The following is a 17,222-nucleotide window of genomic DNA, read 5'->3' on the forward strand; positions in this document are numbered from 1 at the left end:
GAAAGCAGCATCGCATGGAGCCGAACCTGATGAGCCGCTCGTCCTACGAGCTGTCGCCGCAGCGGATGCACGATTTCGATATCGAACTGAAGCTGCTGCTCGAAGCGATCTACCTCAAGTATCAGCACGACTTCCGCCACTACGCGATGTCGTCGCTGCGGCGCAGGCTTGCGCAGGCGCTCGAGGAATTCGGCCTGACCTCGCTGTCGCAACTGCAGGACCGTATCATTCGCAGCGAAACCGAGTTCAGCCGGCTGTTTCACTACCTGACGGTGCAGGTCAGCGACATGTTCCGCGACCCGCAATACTTTCTCGCGCTGCGCGAGCACGTGCTGCCGCTGCTGCAAACGTATCCGTCGATCAAGGTGTGGGTGGCGGGCTGCAGCACGGGCGAGGAATTGTGGTCGCTGAAAATTCTCTTCGACGAAGCCGGTTTGACCGAACGCACGCTGTTCTACGCGACCGACATCAACCCGGGCGCGCTCGCGCGCGCCGAAGCGGGCATTTATGCGCTCGACCGTATAGCCGGCTTTACGCGCAACTACCTCGCCGCGGGCGGCAAGCATTCGCTGTCCGACTATTACCATGCGGCGTATGGCGGGGCGCGCTTCGCCGGTTCGCTGAGCGACCGCGTGGTGTTCGCCGACCATAGCCTCTCGACCGACGAAGTGTTTCTCGAAGCGCATCTCGTGTCGTGCCGCAATGTGCTGATCTATTTCGATCGCGGCTTGCAGGACCGTGCGCTCGGCCTGTTCGAGCGTTCGCTCGTGCGGCGCGGCTTTTTAGGGCTCGGCAGCAAGGAAAGCCTGCGCTTTTCGAATCATTACGACGGATTCGAAGAGTTTCGCGAACACGAACGCATCTATCAGAAACGGTAAATGCGGCAACGAATGCAGCGTCAAACACCGCGCCCCAATCGGCGCTAAATTCGACGTTTAAATTGACGTTAAACCCGGTGGACGTTAAACCGCTTATCTTGAACACGGCACCGAACACCACGCGCAACCGATCGACCGACCAAACAGGACCCGTATGCGAGACGACCGAGCCAGTGCCGCCGCCCCGCCGGAGGCGCCTTGCGCCGCGCGCGCGTTCGACGCGGTCGTGCTCGGCGGATCGGCAGGCGGTACGGAAGTGATGGCGCTGCTGCTGGCGTCGCTGCCCATGGACTTCGCGCCGGCCGTGCTCGTCGTTTCGCATCTGCCGGCCGATACGCCCAGCTATCTCGCCGAATCGCTCCGATACCGCTGCAGGCTGCCGGTCGTCGAACCCGATTCGGGCGAAAGCGTCGTCGCGGGCCGCGTGCATGTCGCGCCGCCCGGCTATCACATGCTCGTCGACGACGAGCGCACGATCGCGCTGTCGATCGATTCGTCGGTGCGCTTCTCGAGGCCGTCGATCGACGTGATGTTCGAATCGGCGGCGCATGTGTACGCGTCGCGGCTGCTCGGCATTCTGCTGTCGGGCGCGAACGACGACGGCGCGCACGGCCTCGAAGTGATCCGCGCGATGGGTGGCGTCGCGTGGGTGCAGGACCCGCAAACGGCAAGCTCAGCCACCATGCCGCGCGCGGCGATCGCTCGGGGAGCGGTCGACGACATTCTTTCTCCAACTATCATGGCCCAGCGGCTCGCCGCATTGCAGGCCTCATCGTGATCCGACGCCATGGCGCATTCATCAGTCAATATTCTGATCGTCGACGACATCGCCCATAACATTACGGCGCTCGAAGCGTTGCTGTCGCGTCCCGGCGTCGAACTGCTCGTCGCCAGTTCGGGCACCGCGGCGCTCGACCTGCTGCTCAAGCACGATGCCGCACTCGCGATTCTCGATGTCAATATGCCGGGCATGAGCGGCTTCGAGCTCGCGTCGCTGATGCGCGGCAGCCCGCGCACGTCGCATGTGCCGATCATCTTTCTCACCGCCACCACCGAAGATGCATCGCGCACGTTCCGCGGCTACGAAGCGGGCGCGGTCGACTTTCTGCACAAGCCGTTCGATCCGCGCATTCTGCAATCGAAGGTCGATGTATTCGTGCAGCTAGAACAGCACAAGCGGCAGCTCGCCGAGCAGCTGCTCGCGACGCGTCAGTTGCTCGAAGCGAACGAGATGCTGATGGCCGTGCTCGGGCACGATCTGCGCACGCCGCTCGGCACCGTGCTCGCGTCGGCCGAATATCTGGTGCGCAATGCGCCGGACGAACATGCCGCCACTGTCGCAAACCGCATCAAGAACAGTTCGCTGCGCATGTCGCGCATGGTGCATCAGTTGCTGAACCTCGCGCGGCTGCAAGGCGGCCGCATGCCGCTGGCGCCGCGCAACGCCGATCTTGCGTCGCTCTGCCGTTCGGTGATCGAAGAGTTCGCAACGCAGGAAGGCGTCGAGCGCATTGCGCTAAACGCGCGTGGCAACTGCAGCGGCAATTGGGACACCGATCTGCTCTGGCAAGCCATTTCCAATCTGATCAGCAATGCGTTGCATCACGGCGCGCAGGACGGCCGCATTGCCGTCGATATCGACGGCGGCGAAGCAGGCCAACACTCGCACAGCATTACGCTGACCATTGCGAACAAGGGCATGATTCCGGCAAGCGTGATGCCGCATCTATTCGACGCGTTCGGCAGCACGACGCCGGGCCGGCGCGCGATGGACAACCTCGGCGCCAGCGGCCGGCAGCCCGCGGATGGCCTCGCGCAAAGCCAACCCGCGGACGCCCGCCCGCGCGGAGGCCTCGGGCTCGGCCTGCATATCGTGCGTAAAGTCGTGCAGATGCATGGCGGCAAAGTGTCCAGCGTATCGGATGCGGAACGCGGCACCGTATTTACGATCGAATTACCGCGCGCGGCGCCCGGCGTGTCGCGCTAACGGCGCGCGACGTTGCAAAAACAGCGCGGATTTACCTCGCCGGGGCGAACCGCTCTACAATGCATCCCGGCTGTTTCGAGGCGTCGCGCGTCGACGCTGTCGTTGCCCGCTGTTTGCTGACTCGCTCGTTTTCAACATGCTCACCCGTTCATCCCGATTCGCGCTCGCGCTGCTGCCCGGGCTCGCCGTCGCGCTTGCCGCGTGTTCATCCACGCCCAAACCGAAGCTGCAGGACGAGTTTCTCAGCAACGACTCGAGTCCGTTCATGCACACGTTCGGCGTGTCGAGCGCGGAAGCGTGCGATTCGGCGCGGCGCGCGCTGCTGAGCCAGGGCTATATGACGACGGCCGCGCGGCCCGACACGATCGATGCGTCGAAAAATTTCCAGCCGGCCAGCGACTCGCATTACACGGTCGAATTCCATGTGGTGTGCGCGGCAGGCGACGACGCATCAAATTCAAGCGTGGTCTACGCGAACGCCGTGCAAAACGGCTATGCGCTGAAGAAGAGCGATACGTCGGCCAGCGTCGGATTGAGCATTCTCGGCTCAGTGTCGTTGCCGATTCGCTCGAACAGCGATGCGATGGTCAAGATCTCAAGCGAGACGATCCAGTCCGACAGGTTCTACGACCGGTTCTTCGATCTGGTCGGGCGCTATCTGCAGGCCTCCGTGCGTACGGCGCCAGTGCCGGGCACCACAGTCGATGCGACATCGTTGCCCGGCGATCCGCTTCCTTTGCCCGCGCCGGCGCTCGTTGCGGCGCCCGCGACAGTTATTGCGCCGCCTACACCTGTCGCCGCGCTTCCCGTGACGGCGACACCTGCGAAGGCGTTGCCCGCGGCGGCCGCCTCGGATGGCGCCGCCGCGGTGGCTGCGGCGGCCGCCCCGGCGCCGGGCCTCGAGCCCATCGCAGAGCACGCGGGCGCCGCCGCGCCCGCCTCGGGCCCTCCTGCGATCGCGCCGCAGCCGCAGTAGGCCTAACGCCTGCCTCCAGGCGCCTGCCTCCAGGCGCCTGTCTCTAAGCGCCTGTTCCTAAGCGTCCGCCCCGCCGCGCTCGCGAATCAGATCGATCAACGCCCGCAACCCCGCGGGTACATGGCGCCGCCCCGGATAGTAAAGACACAGACCATCGAATGGCGGCGTCCAGTCGGCCAGCACGCGTTGCAGCGTACCGGCCTTCAGATCCGCGCCGACCGTCCATTCGGTCAGGTACGTGAGCCCTAGTCCGGCGCGCGCGGCCGAAAGCATCAGTTCAGGATTGTCGAGCGTAAGCGCGCCTTTCACGTCGACCGTCAGCGCCTCGCCACGGCGTTCGAATTCCCAGTGATAGATCGCGCCGCTCGGCATGCGCGTGCGGATGCAGCGATGCGCGGCAAGATCGGCCGGCGTGCGCGGCGGCGGATGCTGCGCGAAATAGGCGGGGCTGCCCGCCACCGCAAAGCGCAGCATCGGACCCAACGGCACCGCGATCATGTCTTGCGGCACCGACCCCGCGAGGCGAATGCCCGCATCGAAACCTTCGACGACGATGTCGATCATCCGGCCCTCGGTGACGATGTCGAGTTTCATGTCCGGGTAGCGGCGCAGGAATTCGATGAAGATCGGCATCGCCTGGCGAGCCGCTCCTGCGGATGTATTGATTCGCAAATTGCCCGATGGAGTATCACGGTGGCTGCCCGCCTGCTCGAGCGCAGTGCGGATCGCCGAGAGCGCGGGCGCGACGCTGTCGGCGAACTGGGCGCCGGCTTCGGTCAACGAGACGCTGCGCGTGGTCCGGTTGAACAGCCGCACGCCGATGCGCGCTTCCAGCGTCGCAATTGCATGGCTGAGCGCCGACTTCGATACGCCCAGTTCGGTCGCCGCCGCGCGAAAGCTGCGGTGGCGCGCCACGGCCAGCACCGCCTCCAGTTCCGTCAGCCCGGAAGTTTCCATTGTCCCAAATTGCTCAACAAGTCGTGCTCGATTATATGGCTAGTCAGGCCACCCGACTGGACCTATCTTTGAGAGCCACTCCGCACATTCATGCACGTAAAGGACCTCCCACTCATGCAAACCATCGACAAAATCTATATAGACGGCGAATTTGTGACGCCGCACGGCGAGGAGATGTTCGATCTGTTCAACCCGGCGACCGAGCAGGTGATCGGCCGCGTGCGGCTGGCCGACGAACATGATGCGAACCGCGCGATCGCGGCCGCGAAGCGCGCGTTTGCGTCGTTCTCGCAAACCAGCAAAAGCGAGCGGCTCGACATGCTGCAAAGCATGGCCAATGCAGTCGCCGCGCGTGAGGACGAGCTTTACGAAGCGATCATCGACGAATACGGCTCGCCGGTGGTCCGCGCGCGCTGGATGGCGAAGTACGCGCAGACCGCCATGATCGAAGCCGCAAAGACGCTGCGGCAATACGATTTCACGCGGCGCATCAATGCGAGCGAACTCGTGATGCAACCGGTCGGTGTCGCCGGCCTGATCACGCCGTGGAACGCGAATGCGCATTTCATCTGCAACAAGCTCGCGACCGCGATGGCGGCGGGCTGCACCGCCGTCATCAAGCCGAGCGAGATGAGCGCGATCCAGACGCGCATCGTCACCGAAGCGCTGCACGAGGCGGGCCTGCCGGCCGGCGTGTTCAATATCGTCACGGGGCGCGGCGAGGTGGTGGGCGCCACGATCAGCGCGCATCCGGACGTCGCGAAGATTTCGTTCACGGGCTCGACCGTGGTTGGCAAGACGATCCTGCGTGCCGGCGCCGATACGCTCAAGCGCATCACGCTCGAACTGGGCGGCAAGTCGCCGTTCATCGTGCTCGACGATGCCAATTTCGACGAAGCGGTGCCGCTCGCGCTGCAGGCGGGCTTTATGAACAACGGGCAGGCTTGCATCGCCGGCACGCGCATTCTCGTGCCGCAGCAGCGCCTCGCGGAATTCGAGGCGCGGATTCGCGCCGCGGCGGAACAAACGCAGTCGGGCGATCCGCGCGATCCGGCGACCGTGATCGGTCCGATGGTCAGCGAAAAGCAGTGGAACCGCGTGCAGCGCTATATCCGCATTGGTATCGACGAAGGCGCGCGTCTGCTGACGGGCGGCGAAGGGCGGCCCAATGGGCTCAAGTCCGGCTGGTTCGTCCGGCCCACGGTGTTCACCGACGTGCGCAACGATATGACGATCGCGCGCGAAGAGATTTTCGGTCCGGTGCTGTCGATCATCGCGTATCGCGATCTCGACGAGGCGATCGCCATCGCGAACGACACGACTTACGGGTTGCAGGCCTACGTCGTCTCGGCCGACGCGGCGAAGGCGCGCCACGTGGTCTCGCGCATCGACGCGGGCCGCGTGATGATCAACGCGATCACGCACGATCCCGCCGTGCCATTCGGCGGGTTCAAGCAGTCGGGCATCGGCCGCGAGATGGGGACGATGGGGTTCGAGGCTTATCTGGAGGCGAAGTCGGTGATGGGGACGTTTTAGGGCGACGGGAAGCCGCGCGCGGCAATGTCACCCGCTGCAGGTTGCACAGCCACCGCTGTTCAAGATCCAGCGCCCCACCCCGCGCGCCTCACATCAAGTTTCTCGTCGTCCTCGCAATGGTCTGCGGCGGCTGGCCGAACGCGCGCAGAAACGCGCGCCGCATTCTTTCGCGGTCGCCGAAGCCGGTCTCGTGCGCGACGACGTCGACACCGTGGCGCCCGCTTTCGAGCATCAGCCGCGCCGCTTCGACGCGCAGCCGCTCGACCGCCTTGGCGGGCGTCTGCCCCGTTTCCGCGCGGAACGCACGCGTGAACTGCCGCGGGCTCAGATGCGCGGCGCTCGCCAGTTCGTCGACCGACAGTTCGGCCCGCAGATTCTGCTTCGCATAGGTCAGCGCGTTCTGAATGCGATCCGATTTCGGCTCGAGGTCCAGCAGCGCGGAAAATTGCGACTGCCCGCCCGCGCGCCGGTGATACAGCACGAGTTGCCGCGCGACCGTGCGCGCCGTGTCGATGCCGGCGTCCTTCTCGACGAGCGCCAGCGCCAGATCGACGCACGCGCTCATGCCCGCCGAGGTCCACACCGACCCGTCGATGATGAAAATGCGGTCTTCCTCGATCTTCACGTCCGGATAATCGCGCCGCATCTTTTCCGCGAAAAACCAGTGCGTCGTGGCACGCCGGCCGGCCAGCAGCCCCGCTTCGGCAAGATTGAACGCGCCCGTGCACGTCGAGCCGATGCGCCGGACATGCGGCGCCGAGCGCTTCAAAAATTCGACGACCCCGGGCGGCGACACCAGCGCGTCGTTGTCGCCGACCACGAGCAGCGTGTCGAACGGGCTGTCGTCGAATTTCTCGGTCGTCACCGAAAACCCCGACGAACCCCGCACCGGACCGCCGTCTTCGGAAAGCAGCACAGACTCGTATACCGGCTTGTCCGCCACCCGGTTCGCGAATTCGAATACGGACAGCACCGACAGATTCATCACCTGAAAGCCCGGAAACAGCACCACGCCCACGCGCAACATAGCGATTCCTTACTCATGTCTTAAAAGGTGGCATCTATGACATTGCCGCCGTGTGAGTATGCACCTATTCTTCGGGTCATGCAGCAACGCATCGCATTCGAACCGAACTGAATCCACTCACTTACTGGAGGCTGAACATGTCGAACACATCATTCAAAGGTACCGCTGTCGTCACGGGCGCATCGACTGGCATTGGCGCTGTCTACGCGCAACGTCTCGCGCGCCGCGGCTACGACCTGATCGTGGTTGCCCGCAACCGCTCGCGCCTCGAAGAGCTGGCGACGCGCATTACGAACGAAACGGGCCGCTCGGTGGAAATCGTCACCGCCGACCTCTCGAAGGACGAAGACATCCGTCGCGTCGAAAACGTGCTGCGCACCGACGCGAGCATCACGATGCTCGTCAATAACGCCGGCATCGGCGCCGCGCTGCCGCTGTTGAACTCGGACGTCGACGCGATGGAATCGATGATCAAGCTCAACGTCGTGTCGCTCACGCGCCTCACGTACGCCATCGCGCCGGCCTTCGTCGCGCGCGGCGGCGGCAGCATTATCAATGTCGCGTCGATCGCGGGTGTCGCGCCGGAGATTCTGAACGGCGTGTATGGCGGCACGAAGTCGTTCGTGGTCGCGCTCACGCAGTCGCTGCGTCATGAACTCGGCGACAAGGGCGTGCGTGCGCAGGCCGTGCTGCCGGGCGCCACGCGCACCGCCTTCTGGGGCATCGCAGGTCAGCCGGTCGAAAACCTGCCCGCGCAGATCGTGATGGACGCGGGCGATATGGTCGACGCCGCGCTCGCCGGCTTCGATCAGGGCGAAACGGTGACGATCCCGTCGCTGCCCGATGTGGCCGACTGGAACGCATTCGAAGCGGCACGCCAGGCGTTGATGCCGAATCTGTCGCGCAGCAAACCGGCCGAGCGTTTTGAGGTGGCACAAGCAACGTAATGCCTGTAGTGCATCGGTGAGTACCGGCGCCGCGTCGTTGAGCGAACGTCGCGGCGCCTTCGCATCCAGCCGGGGCGAATGTGTGGACGCGGTATCGCAAGCCCCGATGCAGTGCTCCGTAGAATCGGGCGCGTGGATGCGGTTTCTCGACCACTGTTTGATACGGAGAGCGACACGACCGATGTATCGTCAACCGCTTCGCACACCTGGCTGCACGTGCAGCCAGGCGACGCGGCATCGGACCATACGGCGCAACGACGCCATCGACAGCACTCGCGGCCGCCGGACACCCATCCGGAAAAGCCCACCGATAAGCCCATCCACCTCGGTCTACTGATTCCTGAAATCCGGGCGGTACAGAAAGTGCGAGAGAAGCAGCGAGCGGCGACGTTCGCAGTGCGGGCACCGCGCAAGCCGTCATATCGAAAGACGCTGGCGGCAAAGTCACGGTTCAGGTGCTCGGGGAAAAAGGCAAGCTCGACCACATGCAAAACGACCGACCTGCATGGCGGTTCGGTCGGATTCCGGTATCGAACGATCGAGGGAGCGACAGCTTCGTACGTCGTCCAGCAAGCGCGGTAATCCCCACATCGCAAGCGGGCGCTAGTTCGCGAGCGCCTTGAGTTGCGCGTGCAACGAATCGGGAATGTCGATGCCGTCCCGGATTGCCGCCTGGGCGAGATCATGTCGCCGCTGGCCGGGTAAGCGGACATCCGGGTCCTGGAGCAGGCTTTCGATCAGCGCCTCGACACGCGACAGGTACAGGTCGTTGCCGGCAAGCGCACCCGGATCGACCGCCCAGAACAGATGACCGATGCGTGAACGTTCGCCTTCCTCGGTCAGGAACGATCCTGCTTCGTACCCGAAGTTTGCGCCCGCCAGCGCGGCGGCGAGCAGCTCGACCATCAACGCGAGCATGGCGCCCTTTGCCCCGCCGAACGGCAACACCATGCCGTCGAGCGCGGCCTTTGCGTCGGTGGTCGGCGTGCCGTCGCGCGTGGTCGCCCAACCTTCGGGAATCGGCTTGCCCTCGCGCGCGGCGATCATGATCTTGCCGCGCGCCGCCTGCGAAAGCGACAGGTCGATCAGCAGCGGCTCGCCCTTGCGGCGCGGAAACACCGCGGCAATCGGATTGGTGCCGAACAGCGGATGACGGCCGCCCCACGCCGGCATCGCGCCTGGCGAATTGCTGAACGCCAGTCCGACAAGGCCGGCTTTCCCCAGCGCTTCGAGGTGGTACGCGCCGACGCCGAAGTGATGGCTGCGCGTGACGCTCGCGACCGCGCTGCCGTGTTCGCGCGCGCGCGAGATCAGCGTTTCGATGGCAAGCGCACAGGCCGGAAATGCCATGCCGTCAGCTGCATCGACAAGCACCGCCGCATTGCGCGATGCAACCACCGAGGGCCGCGCGTGCGGATCGACGCGGCCGTTGCGCAATTGCGCGATATACATCGGCAGCCGCGCGACGCCGTGCGACGACAGGCCGCGCTCGTCCGCATAGACGAGCGCGCGCGCCGTGGTCACTGCCGTTTCGTGCGGCGCGCCGGTGCGTTCGACGGCGCTCGTTGCAAGCGCAAGCAGGACATCGGGTGAAACACGCGTCATGGCTGGATTCCTTTTCACGTTGTTGCGGCCGGGACGCGCCGAAACCGGCCGCAACGCCCCGCCCTGTCAGTTCGAATGGTCGCGCGCGAAAGCCGGCGGCGCGCCGCCTTCGGCCTCGCCCGCTTGCGTTTGCGGCTCGTCGCGCAGCACGTCTTCCGGCGGCGCCGCGAGAAACGCGCGCGCGGCACGCGCATCGAATGCGCCTTCCCAGCGCGCAATGACGATCGTCGCCACCGCGTTGCCGATCATGTTCACGATCGCGCGCACTTCGTTGAGCACGCGATCGATGCCGAGAATCAGCGTGATGCCCGCCACCGGAATGATATTGTGCGTCGACAGTGTAGCGGTAAGCGCCACCAGCGCGGCGCCTGCCACGCCCGCGCCGCCCTTCGACGTCAGCATCAGCACCGCAAGCAGGCCAAGCTGTTGCCACAACGTCAGATGCGTGTTGGTGGCCTGCGCGATAAAGAGCGATGTCATCGTCAGATAGATCGCGGCGCCGTCGAGGTTGAACGAGTAGCCGGTCGGCAGCACGAGACCGACCACCGTCTTCGGGCAGCCGAGGCGCTCGAGCTTTTCCATGAGCCGCGGCAGCACCGATTCGGTGGTCGACGTGCCGAGCACGATCAGCAGTTCCTCGCGCAAATACTTGAGCAGCGGCCACAACCCGACACCGGCCCAGCGGCAGATCGTGCCGAGCACGAGCACGATGAACAGAATGCTCGTCACGTAGAAACACACGATCAGCAAACCGAGCTGCTGCAGCGTCGTGATGCCGTACTTGCCGACCGTAAACGCCATCGCACCGAATGCGCCGAGCGGCGCGAGCCGCATGATCATCTCGACGATACTCATCAGTACGTCGCTGGTCTGCTCGATCACGCGCATGAGAAAGCGGCTGCGGCGCGAGCCCAGCGAAAGCGCAATGCCGAACAGCACCGAGAACAGCAGCACCTGCAGCAGATCGCCGCGCGCGAAGGCGCCGACCACCGAGTTCGGCACGATCTGCTCGAGGAAATTCGTCGACGCCTGATTGTGCACTTCGGTCACGTAACGTCCGACTGCTTGCGGATCGAGCGTCTTCGGATCGATGTTGAGACCCGCGCCCGGATGCAGCACATTCGCGACGACCAGCCCGATAACGAGCGCGACTGTCGTGACGATTTCGAAGTAAAGGATAGTCTTCAGGCCGACCCGGCCCACCGACTTCAGCGACTCCATCCGCGCGATGCCGACCGACACGGTGCAAAAGATCACGAGCGTGATCAGCATCTTGATGAGGCGGATGAAGGTGTCGCCGAACGGCTTCATTTGCACGCCGAGGTCCGGCGTGAAGTGACCGACGAGAATGCCGGCAGCAAGTCCGATCAGGACTTGCACATAGAGATGTCGTAGCACGCGCAAGATGGTGTCTCCTCCACTCGCTGCTGCTTTGCTGGAAATGGACAATGCCGCGCGACGCGTGCCGGGCTTGCTATGCGTCCATCTGCCCGTGTGCGTGGTAAGGAACGACGCGTTGCGCGAACAATGCATGTGCGGCACCGCGCGCGGGCGCATAGTGCACCCGCGCGTGTACCGTCAACGCCTGGCTTTTCGGCTTCGCCTGTCGGCGTTGCTTTCGGGCCGTACGATCAGCCTTACGTCCGGCCGATCAGGCGCTCTCGAACAGACGCGTCAGCACGAACTCGCGATGGCCGAGCGCTTCAGCGGACGTGAAACGGCCGTTGATCGTCGCCATCATCGATTCGAGCAGCTTGTCGCCGGCCTGGTCGAGGTTCTGCTCGCGTTGCAGCAGGCCCGACACGTCGACGTCGATGTGCTCGCTCATCGTGCGGACGGTGCGCGGATTCGCGCAGATCTTGATAACAGGCACGATCGGATTGCCGATCACGTTGCCCTGGCCGGTCGGGAAGAAGTGCACCGCAAAGCCCGATGCCGCGCACAGCGTGACCATTTCCGCGGCCGCCGACGACGAATCCATAAACCACAGGCCCGAATGCGTCGGTTCTTCCGCCTTGTCGAGCACGCCGTCGATCACACACTTCTTGCCGATCTTCTGGATATTGCCGAGCGCCTTTTCCTCGATCGTCGTGAGGCCGCCCGCGATATTGCCTTTGGTCGGCTGCGATTCGGAGAGGTCGTCGGTCTTCCAGCGGTTGATCATGTCCTGATAGCGGTCGAACATGAACTGGAAGCGCTCGCGCACCTTGTCGTTCGCGCAGCGCGCGGCGACGATCTGTTCGCCGCCCGTCAGCTCTGACGTCTCGCCGAACACAAGCGTCGTGCCGAGGCCATACAGCTTGTCGAACGCGTTGCCGACCGTCGGGTTCGCGCCGCAGCCCGAGGTCGTGTCCGATTCGCCGCACTTGGTCGATACCCACAGATCGGAAATCGGGCACTCGACGCGATCGAGCGAGGTGGCGTACTGCACCATCTCCTTAGCGGCCTTCGACGCACGCATGATCGTGTCGTGATCGCCGTGCAGTTCGATGCCGAAGCCCATCACCGGTTTGCCCGACTTCGCGATGCCATCGACCACGCGCTTGGTCCAGCCTTCTTCGATGCCGATCACGACGACCGCCGCGACGTTCGGGTTGCAGCCCGCGCCGATCAGCGTGCGGAAATGCAGATCGAGGTCGGCGCCGAATTGCAGGCGGCCATACGGGTGCGGCAGCGCCATCGTGCCTTTGATGTTGTTTTCGACCGCCAGCGCCGCCGCATTCGACAGGTCGTCGACCGGCAGAATGATCACATGGTTGCGCACGCCAACGCGGCCGTTGTCGCGGCGATAGCCGCGGAAAGTGGTGTTCTTGTCAATCACGCTCATGATGTGTCTCGATGTCTTGGATGTAGGGACGATGCAAAGCGGGTAGCCGGAATGAATAACCGGGGCGGCCAGCCTCGGGGTTTACCAGCGCTTCGTCTTGATGTTGTGCACGTGAGCGTGCTCGCCTGCCTTGATCGGCGCCACGACCTTGCCGATATCGACGCCGTACTTGAACACCGTGTCGCCGACGGCCATGTCCTTCAATGCGACCTTGTGGCCGATCGGAATGTCCTGCTTCGCCGATACCGTCACGATTTCGTCATCGTCCATGATCCACGCATTCAGTTGCGTGCCTGCCTTGATGCCTTCCACCACCGCAACGCCGACGGTGTCCTTCGATTCATGCAGCACGATGTGAATCGTTCTTTGTGACGGCTTTACCGCGCCTGCTTCGGTGTTGCTCATTGAAATGTCTCCAGGGTGGTTGGTTGGTCGGTCGGCTCGTGTGTCGTCCGTGGAAATTATCTTAGGCGGCGACATTGCCTATGTCAACCATATCATCTATATGTGTTCAATGAGCCGGATGAAGTAGAATTCTGACAAAGCGATTGCATCGCCGGCATGCTGCGAGAAAAGGAACAAGGGGCACCCGCCATGAACACGCCGACCATCATCAGTACGACTTCCGCCATCGGCGGCACGCGTTACAAGGAAGTGAAGAACGCGATGCTTGCGGCGCTATCGGCGCACGAATGGAAAGGCGGCGAGACGATCCCTTCCGAAAAGCGCCTCGCCGAACGCTTCGGTGTGTCGATCGGCACGTTGCGCAAGGCGATCGACGAACTCGTCGCGGACAATATCCTCGTGCGCCATCAGGGGCTCGGCACCTTCGTTGCCCAGCACCAGCGCGACCGTCATTTCTTCCGCTTTTTCCGCGTCGTGCGCGCGGACGGCGACAAGACCTATCCGACCGTGAGCCTCGTGTCGTTCAGGAAGGCCAAGGCAACGCGCGAAGTCGCGGCGCTGCTCAATATCGACACCGGCGCGCGCGTCTTCACGTTCCTGAACCAGCTCGCACTGCACGGCGAAAAGGTGATGACCGAGAACATCACAGTGCCGGAGTCACGCTTTCCGGGACTCAGCGAGGCGACGCTGCGCGAGCGGCCGAGCACGCTCTACAACCTCTACCAGGACGTGTTTCACATCAACGTGGTCGGCACCGACGAACGCGTGCGCGTCGCGCTGGCCGACGAGCTTGAAAGCGCGTTGCTCGGCGTCGAGGCGGGCGCGCCGATTCTCGAGATCCGGCGCGTCGCGTATTCGTATCACCACGTTCCCGTCGAAGTGCGCATCTCGCACGTCAATACCGAGCACTACGAATATGTGGGTGCTTCGGCATCGCACGACGAAGCTTCGTGACCCGCGGTATACGCGACCGTATTCTGGTAATTTGCAATCGGCGAAACGATCACCTACACTCGCTACTCATACAGATGATGTAAATCATAAAGCTGCGGTTCGCGCTCGCCGCCAACTATCAGGAGACCCTCACAATGCATACCTCCCTGCTTTTACCAAGCTCCGAAGCGGTCCATCCCTTCCGTCGCCCGACTTCTCGTCGCGCCGCAACGAATCCTTAATATTGGCGACTCATACTGCGCCGCTCCGTCCCCGGAAACTTTTCTAACGATTCGCCGTGCCGTTCCTCTCGCAAGGAGTGTCGAGCAATGAGCTTTCGCAAAGTCGCCGTCATACTTTCCGCGCTGGCCGCGCTGTTGGTCTGCACTGTCGCCCGCGCCGACATGACAGAGATCAAGATTGCGCGCCAGTACGGCGTCAGTTACTTGCCGCTGATGCTGATGCAGGACCAGAAACTGCTGGAAAAACACGCCGCACAACTGGGCATTGCCAATCTGAAGGTATCGTGGGTCGAATTCGCGGGCGGCAACGTGATGAACGACGCGCTGCTGTCCGATTCGCTGCAGATTGCTTCGGGCGGCGTCGCGCCGCTCGTGCTGCTGTGGTCGCGCACCCATGGCACGCCACTCGAAGTGAAGGCGCTGGCCGCGATCAATTCGATGCCGCTGCTCCTGAACACGACAAACGCCGCAGTGAAAACCGTGAAGGACTTCTCCGGTAAGGACAAGATCGCGCTGCCGGCCGCCAAGGTATCGATTCAGGCGATCACGCTGCAAATGGCGGCGGAAAAGGCCTTTGGCGCCGGCAACCAGGGGCAACTGGACAAATACACGGTGTCGCTGTCGCACCCGGATGCGCAGCAGGCGCTGCTCTCGGGCAGCAGCGAGGTGACCGCGCATTTCGGCTCGCCGCCGTTCCAGGAGCAGGAGCTCTCGCATCAGAACGTGCATACGGTGCTGAATTCGTACGACATCCTCGGCGGCAAGTCGACGTTCAATCTCGTCTGGTGCACGTCGAAGTTCTATCAGCAGAACCCGAAGCTCGTGCAGGCGTTCATGGCCGCGCTCGACGAAGCCGAAGCGTCGATCAACAAGGACAAGCACGCTGCCGCGCTCGCTTATCTGCGCATCAGCAAGGACAAGAGCAGCGTCGACGAAATCGAGAAGATGATCTCGGCGCCTGACGTGCAGTTCACGACAGTCCCGCAAAACACGGTCAAATACGCGGACTTCATGGCGCGCACCGGCCTCATCAAGACGAAGCCGGCGACGTGGAAAGACCTGTTCTTTCCAACCGCGCAATCTCAGCAAGGGAGCTGACCATGTTTTCGATGCGTAATTCCAGCGGCGCGTCCTCGTCGGGGCACGCGCCGGGCGATGCGCCGCTGCTCGACGTGAAGGGCGTCACGCTGCAATACAAGACGCGCAAGCATCTCGTGATGGCGACCTATCGCGTCGACTTCCAGGTGTTCCAGGGCGATCGTTTCGTCCTGCTTGGCCCGTCGGGTTGCGGCAAGTCGACCTTGCTGAAAAGCGTCGGCGGCTATCTGCCGCCCACCGAAGGCTCGATCACGCTGAAGGGCAAAACCATCACGAAGCCGGGCCCGGACCGCATGATGGTGTTTCAGGAGTTCGATCAGCTGCTGCCGTGGAAAACCGTCAAACAGAACGTGATGTTTCCGCTGCTGTCGTCGCGGCGCCTCAACGCACGCGAAGCGGAACAGCGCGCGATGCACTACATCGACAAGGTCAACCTCACGAAATTCGCCGATAGTTACCCGCATACGCTGTCGGGCGGCATGAAGCAGCGCGTCGCGATTGCGCGCGGCATGGCGATGGAACCCGACATTCTGCTGATGGACGAACCGTTCGCCGCACTCGATGCGTTGACGCGCCGCAAGATGCAGGACGAGCTGCTCGCGCTGTGGCAGGAAACGCGCTTCACCGTGCTGTTCGTCACGCACTCGATTCCGGAAGCGATCAAGGTGGGCAGCCGCATTCTGCTGCTGTCGCCGCATCCGGGCCAGGTGAAGGCCGAGCTCAACACGGCCGTATCCGGCGAAGCCGCGGTCGCGCTCGAAAAGCGCATCCAGCACATGCTGTTCGAAGACGAGATCGAAGAGGCCGAGAATGTCTAACGGTACTATCCGGGGCGCCGCGTCCGCCACTGCTTTTCCCCCTTCATCGGGCCGCGAATCGGGCCGTGAATCCGCCCATGAAGCGGCAGCCGGCCTGGTGTCGGCGCCGCGCGAAGAGATCGTTCGCGAGACGAGCGACACGCATCAGTTCAGCGTCGTCGAAAAGCCATTGTCGATGTTCGAACGGCTTTACAACCAGGGATGGATTCGGAAGTTCGTGATTCTCGCGTTTCTCGCGATCGTGTGGGAAGTGTACGGGCGCATTCTCAACAATGCGCTGCTGTTCCCCACTTTTAGCGCGACGGTCGAAGCGTTCGTCACGAGCATCGCGAGCGGCGAACTGCCCGGCAAGGCGTGGGCGTCGATTCATGTGCTGCTGATGGGCTATGCATGCGGCATCGTGCTCGCCGCGGTGCTGACGGCAGCGGCTATCACGTCGCGCATCGGCACGGATTTCCTTGAAACGATGACGTCGATGCTGAATCCGTTGCCCGCGATCGCGCTGCTGCCGCTCGCGCTGATCTGGTTCGGTCTCGGCAACGGCAGCCTGATTTTCGTGCTCGTGCATTCGGTCACGTGGTCCGTCGCGTTGAATACGCATTCGGGATTCCTATCGGTCAGCAATACGCTGAAGATGGTCGGGCGCAACTATGGGCTGCGCGGCGGCCGTTATGTGACGAAGATTCTCGTGCCCGCCGCGTTCCCGAGCATTCTGACGGGCCTGAAAATCGGCTGGGCGTTCGCATGGCGCACGCTGATCGCCGCGGAACTCGTGTTCGGCGTGAGCTCCGGTTCGGGCGGCCTCGGCTGGTTTATCTACGAGAACAAGAATCTGCTCGATATCGCGAATGTGTTTGCCGGACTGTTCACGGTGATTCTGATCGGCCTCGCGGTCGAGAACCTGATCTTCCGCACGCTCGAACGGCATACGGTGCAGCGTTGGGGCATGCAGTCGTGAGCGGTATGCCGGCGCCCGAAAAACGCGC

At 63.3% G+C, this 17,222-nt stretch carries 16 protein-coding genes; 10 read left to right on the forward strand and 6 right to left on the reverse strand.

Features of this window, described 5'->3' with window-relative positions; translation table 11 throughout:
• Positions 1–29: 29 nt before the first annotated feature.
• The 4 genes from ACYPXD_RS19215 to ACYPXD_RS19230 all read left to right on the forward strand — a co-directional run bounded on the left by ACYPXD_RS19215 (position 30) and on the right by ACYPXD_RS19230 (position 3,841).
• A complete protein-coding gene (locus ACYPXD_RS19215; RefSeq protein ID WP_459714567.1) occupies positions 30–878 on the forward strand; it encodes a CheR family methyltransferase in 849 nt (282 codons plus the stop codon).
• Between the two features lie 154 nt (positions 879–1,032).
• Complete coding sequence (locus ACYPXD_RS19220) at positions 1,033–1,656, forward strand: chemotaxis protein CheB (RefSeq protein WP_459714570.1); 624 nt, start codon at positions 1,033–1,035, stop codon at positions 1,654–1,656.
• Between the two features lie 9 nt (positions 1,657–1,665).
• Entirely contained in the window at positions 1,666–2,865 is a 1,200-nt protein-coding gene (locus ACYPXD_RS19225) for a hybrid sensor histidine kinase/response regulator (RefSeq protein WP_459714572.1), read from the forward strand.
• Between the two features lie 136 nt (positions 2,866–3,001).
• Positions 3,002–3,841, forward strand: a complete 840-nt coding sequence (locus ACYPXD_RS19230) for a DUF2242 domain-containing protein (RefSeq protein WP_459714574.1) — start codon at positions 3,002–3,004, stop codon at positions 3,839–3,841.
• Positions 3,842–3,898: 57 nt separating this feature from the next.
• Here the strand turns inward: ACYPXD_RS19230 and ACYPXD_RS19235 are convergent, their stop codons facing one another.
• Positions 3,899–4,798, reverse strand: coding sequence for a LysR family transcriptional regulator (locus ACYPXD_RS19235; RefSeq protein ID WP_459714576.1), 900 nt, complete (start codon positions 4,796–4,798; stop codon positions 3,899–3,901).
• Positions 4,799–4,912: 114 nt separating this feature from the next.
• On the opposite strand from ACYPXD_RS19235, the gene ACYPXD_RS19240 reads away from it, so the two are divergent.
• Positions 4,913–6,334, forward strand: coding sequence for an aldehyde dehydrogenase family protein (locus ACYPXD_RS19240; protein WP_459714578.1), 1,422 nt, complete (start codon positions 4,913–4,915; stop codon positions 6,332–6,334).
• An 88-nt stretch (positions 6,335–6,422) separates the two neighbouring features.
• On the opposite strand, the gene ACYPXD_RS19245 is transcribed toward ACYPXD_RS19240, so the two are convergent.
• Positions 6,423–7,361: a GlxA family transcriptional regulator gene (locus ACYPXD_RS19245; protein WP_459714581.1), complete on the reverse strand. Its 939-nt coding sequence runs from the start codon at positions 7,359–7,361 to the stop codon at positions 6,423–6,425.
• Positions 7,362–7,498: 137 nt separating this feature from the next.
• Between ACYPXD_RS19245 and ACYPXD_RS19250 the strand changes: the two genes are divergently transcribed.
• The gene (locus tag ACYPXD_RS19250; RefSeq protein WP_459714584.1) at positions 7,499–8,308 is read left to right on the forward strand and encodes an SDR family NAD(P)-dependent oxidoreductase; all 810 of its coding nucleotides are present in this window, start codon (positions 7,499–7,501) and stop codon (positions 8,306–8,308) included.
• Between the two features lie 603 nt (positions 8,309–8,911).
• Here ACYPXD_RS19250 and ACYPXD_RS19255 read toward each other — a convergent pair.
• The 4 genes from ACYPXD_RS19255 to ACYPXD_RS19270 all read right to left on the reverse strand — a co-directional run bounded on the left by ACYPXD_RS19255 (position 8,912) and on the right by ACYPXD_RS19270 (position 13,145).
• A complete protein-coding gene (locus ACYPXD_RS19255; protein ID WP_459714586.1) occupies positions 8,912–9,913 on the reverse strand; it encodes an Ldh family oxidoreductase in 1,002 nt (333 codons plus the stop codon).
• Positions 9,914–9,979: 66 nt separating this feature from the next.
• Positions 9,980–11,317, reverse strand: a complete 1,338-nt coding sequence (gene dctA / locus ACYPXD_RS19260; protein ID WP_459714588.1) for a C4-dicarboxylate transporter DctA — start codon at positions 11,315–11,317, stop codon at positions 9,980–9,982.
• 247 nt (positions 11,318–11,564) lie between these two features.
• On the reverse strand, positions 11,565–12,740 hold the full coding sequence (locus ACYPXD_RS19265; RefSeq protein ID WP_459714590.1) for a UxaA family hydrolase: 1,176 nt from the start codon (positions 12,738–12,740) through the stop codon (positions 11,565–11,567).
• 81 nt (positions 12,741–12,821) lie between these two features.
• A complete protein-coding gene (locus ACYPXD_RS19270; protein ID WP_459714592.1) occupies positions 12,822–13,145 on the reverse strand; it encodes a UxaA family hydrolase in 324 nt (107 codons plus the stop codon).
• 189 nt (positions 13,146–13,334) lie between these two features.
• On the opposite strand from ACYPXD_RS19270, the gene ACYPXD_RS19275 reads away from it, so the two are divergent.
• The 4 genes from ACYPXD_RS19275 (at position 13,335) to ACYPXD_RS19290 (ending at position 17,194) form a co-directional block, all read left to right on the forward strand.
• Complete coding sequence (locus tag ACYPXD_RS19275) at positions 13,335–14,099, forward strand: GntR family transcriptional regulator (RefSeq protein WP_459714594.1); 765 nt, start codon at positions 13,335–13,337, stop codon at positions 14,097–14,099.
• Positions 14,100–14,407: 308 nt separating this feature from the next.
• On the forward strand, positions 14,408–15,418 hold the full coding sequence (locus ACYPXD_RS19280; protein ID WP_459714596.1) for an ABC transporter substrate-binding protein: 1,011 nt from the start codon (positions 14,408–14,410) through the stop codon (positions 15,416–15,418).
• Positions 15,419–15,429: 11 nt separating this feature from the next.
• Positions 15,430–16,236, forward strand: coding sequence for an ABC transporter ATP-binding protein (locus tag ACYPXD_RS19285; protein WP_219803565.1), 807 nt, complete (start codon positions 15,430–15,432; stop codon positions 16,234–16,236).
• The gene (locus ACYPXD_RS19290) at positions 16,229–17,194 is read left to right on the forward strand and encodes an ABC transporter permease (protein ID WP_459714599.1); all 966 of its coding nucleotides are present in this window, start codon (positions 16,229–16,231) and stop codon (positions 17,192–17,194) included. The genes ACYPXD_RS19285 and ACYPXD_RS19290 overlap by 8 nt, the downstream gene beginning before the upstream one ends.
• Positions 17,195–17,222: the final 28 nt, after the last annotated feature.

The sequence above is a fragment of the Paraburkholderia sp. 2C genome (genome assembly GCF_054589215.1).

Coding starts and splice junctions, on each gene's coding strand:
- ACYPXD_RS19230 (WP_459714574.1), top strand. CDS start 3,002: ATGCTCACCCGTTCATCCCGATTCGCGCTCGCGCTGCTGCCCGGGCTC.
- ACYPXD_RS19265 (WP_459714590.1), bottom strand. CDS start 12,740: ATGAGCGTGATTGACAAGAACACCACTTTCCGCGGCTATCGCCGCGAC.
- ACYPXD_RS19235 (WP_459714576.1), bottom strand. CDS start 4,798: ATGGAAACTTCCGGGCTGACGGAACTGGAGGCGGTGCTGGCCGTGGCG.
- ACYPXD_RS19275 (WP_459714594.1), top strand. CDS start 13,335: ATGAACACGCCGACCATCATCAGTACGACTTCCGCCATCGGCGGCACG.
- ACYPXD_RS19240 (WP_459714578.1), top strand. CDS start 4,913: ATGCAAACCATCGACAAAATCTATATAGACGGCGAATTTGTGACGCCG.
- ACYPXD_RS19220 (WP_459714570.1), top strand. CDS start 1,033: ATGCGAGACGACCGAGCCAGTGCCGCCGCCCCGCCGGAGGCGCCTTGC.
- ACYPXD_RS19290 (WP_459714599.1), top strand. CDS start 16,229: ATGTCTAACGGTACTATCCGGGGCGCCGCGTCCGCCACTGCTTTTCCC.
- ACYPXD_RS19285 (WP_219803565.1), top strand. CDS start 15,430: ATGCGTAATTCCAGCGGCGCGTCCTCGTCGGGGCACGCGCCGGGCGAT.
- ACYPXD_RS19245 (WP_459714581.1), bottom strand. CDS start 7,361: ATGTTGCGCGTGGGCGTGGTGCTGTTTCCGGGCTTTCAGGTGATGAAT.
- ACYPXD_RS19280 (WP_459714596.1), top strand. CDS start 14,408: ATGAGCTTTCGCAAAGTCGCCGTCATACTTTCCGCGCTGGCCGCGCTG.
- ACYPXD_RS19255 (WP_459714586.1), bottom strand. CDS start 9,913: ATGACGCGTGTTTCACCCGATGTCCTGCTTGCGCTTGCAACGAGCGCC.
- ACYPXD_RS19225 (WP_459714572.1), top strand. CDS start 1,666: ATGGCGCATTCATCAGTCAATATTCTGATCGTCGACGACATCGCCCAT.
- ACYPXD_RS19250 (WP_459714584.1), top strand. CDS start 7,499: ATGTCGAACACATCATTCAAAGGTACCGCTGTCGTCACGGGCGCATCG.
- ACYPXD_RS19215 (WP_459714567.1), top strand. CDS start 30: ATGAGCCGCTCGTCCTACGAGCTGTCGCCGCAGCGGATGCACGATTTC.
- ACYPXD_RS19270 (WP_459714592.1), bottom strand. CDS start 13,145: ATGAGCAACACCGAAGCAGGCGCGGTAAAGCCGTCACAAAGAACGATT.